Source organism: Burkholderia sp. E168m23, from assembly GCF_016586125.1.
GTDB lineage: Bacteria > Pseudomonadota > Gammaproteobacteria > Burkholderiales > Burkholderiaceae > Burkholderia > Burkholderia orbicola.
The window spans coordinates 1-2,256 of record NZ_BCPP01001068.1 but is presented as its reverse complement, the minus strand read 5'-3'; the positions used below and the strand labels follow the sequence as shown (position 1 = coordinate 2,256).

Below are 2,256 nucleotides of genomic sequence, written 5' to 3'. Positions count from 1 at the left end.
CGGCGACGGCTCCGCGCCGAGCTGGCCGGCCGACACCTGCACGTTCTGCTCGCGCACGGCCGCGATCACGTCGCTCGCGGTCAGCCCGCGCGACGCGAGCCGGTTCGGGTCGAGCCACAGCCGCATCGCGTAGTCGCCGGAGCCGTACACGCCGACGTCGCCGATGCCGGTGAGCCGCGACAGTTCGTCCTTCACGTGCAGCGTCAGGTAGTTGCGCAGGTACAGCGAATCGCGGCTGTTGTCAGGCGAATAGAGGCTCACGTACATCAGCGGCGTGGGCGACTGCTTCTGCGTGGTCACGCCGTACTGGCGCACCTCGTCGGGCAGGCGCGACAGCGCCTGGCTCACGCGGTTCTGCACGCGCACGGCGGCCGTATCGGGATCGACGCCCTGCAGGAACGTGACGACGACCTGCAGGCTGCCGTCCGACCCGGCAACCGACTTCATGTACATGATGCCTTCGACGCCGTTGATCGCCTCTTCCAGCGGTTCGGCCACCGACTCGGCGATTTCCTTCGGATTCGCGCCCGGGTACGTCGCGCGCACGACGACGCTCGGCGGCACGACTTCCGGATATTCGCCGGCCGGCAGCATCGGAATCGAGATCAGGCCGAGCGCGAAGATGACGATCGACAGCACGACCGCGAAGATCGGCCGGTCGATGAAGAAGCGGGAGAAATCCATCGTCTCGCTCCCGTCAGTGCGCGGCAGGCGCGCCGGCATCGGCCACGGCCTGCGTGCCGGCGCCGGGGTCCGCCGCGGCGCGTGCGGGCAGCGCCTTCGGCTTCACCTACGCGCCCGGATAGTAGATGCGCTGCACGCCGTCCACCACCACGCGGTCGCCCGACTGCAACCCCTTCTCGACGATCCGCTCGCCGTCGAGTTCGCGGCCGATCGTCACGTCGCGGCGCAGCGCCTTGTCGCCCGGGCCGATCACGTATACGTACTTGCGGTCCTGGTCGGTCAGCACCGCCTTGTCGTCGACCAGCAAAGCGTCCTGGTCGCGGCCGCTGACGAGCTGCACGCGCGCATAGAGGCCCGGCGTGAACGTATGGTCCGCATTCGGCAGCCGCACGCGGGCGCGGATCGTGCCGGTTTGCGGATCGAGCCGGTTGTCGAGGAAATCGACGGTGCCCGCATGCGGGAAGCCCGTCTCGTTCGCGAGGCCGACGCGCACCGGATCGGCGCCGATCGCGCGATGCGTCGGATCGGCGCGCCGCGCGTTGTAGCGCAGGTAGCTTTGCTCGTCGCAATCGAAATACACGTAGACGGGGTCCTGCGACACGACGGTCGTCAGCAGCGTGTCGTCCGCCCGCGCGAGGTTGCCGACGGTCGCGACCGCACGGCCGACCCGGCCCGCGATCGGCGCGCGCACTTCGGTGAAGCCGAGATTGAGCTTCGCGTCGGCCACGGCCGCATCGGCCGCCTGCAGATCGGCACGCGCCTGCTCCGCGGTGGCGCGCGCGTTGTCGAGTTCTTCCTGCGACGTCGCATGCGCGTCGATCAGCGTCTGCACGCGCTTCAACTGCACGTTCGCGAGGCTCGCGGCCGCGCGGGCGCGCTGCTGCTGCGCATTCGCCCGGTCGAGCGCGATCCGGTACGGGCGCGGATCGATCTCGAACAGCAACGCGCCCTGCGCGACCACGTCGCCCTCCTTGTACGCGACACGCTGCAGGTAGCCGCTCACGCGCGGCCGCAGTTCGACGGCGTCCACCGCTTCGACGCGCCCGTTGAATTCGTCCGCGAGGCGGATGGTACGCGGCGCGACGGTGGCGACGCCCACTTCGGGAAGCGGCTGGGCCGACGATGTGCCTTTGCCGTCGTGACAGCCCGACAACGCCAGCAACAGGGCGCAGGCCGCGCCCAATGGCGAGGTTCTGCGTAGGGAAAAGGAGAGCATGATGCCTCGCGACGGGTTAAACTGCCGCGTAGCATAAAAGTTGAAGTTAACTTCAAGTCAAGCTTTCCCGGAGGGCGTCATGGGTATCCAGGAAACCCCGCAATGGCCGCTGATGTCGATCCGCGAAGTGGCCGCGCGCAGCGGCGTGCCGGCGTCGACGCTGCGTTTCTACGAGATGCGCGGGTTGATCAAGTCGCACCGCAACGGCTCGAGCCATCGCCACTATTCGCGTGCGGTGCTGCGGCTGATCGCATTCATCGTGTTCGCGCAGAAGATCGGCTATTCGCTCGACGAAATCGCCGAACAGCTCGTCAGCCTGCCCGAGGACGCCGCGCCCAGCAACAAGGACTGGCAGC

3 protein-coding genes are annotated in these 2,256 nt (G+C 68.4%); 1 reads left to right on the top strand and 2 read right to left on the bottom strand.

What is annotated here, in order from left to right; genetic code table 11:
- The coding region (locus JMF90_RS34110) for an efflux RND transporter permease subunit (protein ID WP_201326072.1) at positions 1–684 on the bottom strand (684 nt) is incomplete at its 3' end.
- Positions 685–790: 106 nt separating this feature from the next.
- Positions 791–1,900 carry an efflux RND transporter periplasmic adaptor subunit gene (locus JMF90_RS34105; protein ID WP_374039673.1) on the bottom strand — a complete coding sequence of 370 codons (1,110 nt, stop codon included), beginning with the start codon at positions 1,898–1,900 and terminating at the stop codon, positions 791–793.
- A 79-nt stretch (positions 1,901–1,979) separates the two neighbouring features.
- Here JMF90_RS34105 and JMF90_RS34100 point away from each other — a divergent pair.
- Positions 1,980–2,256 (top strand): MerR family transcriptional regulator (locus JMF90_RS34100; RefSeq protein WP_201326071.1); only part of this gene is annotated, 277 nt, incomplete at its 3' end.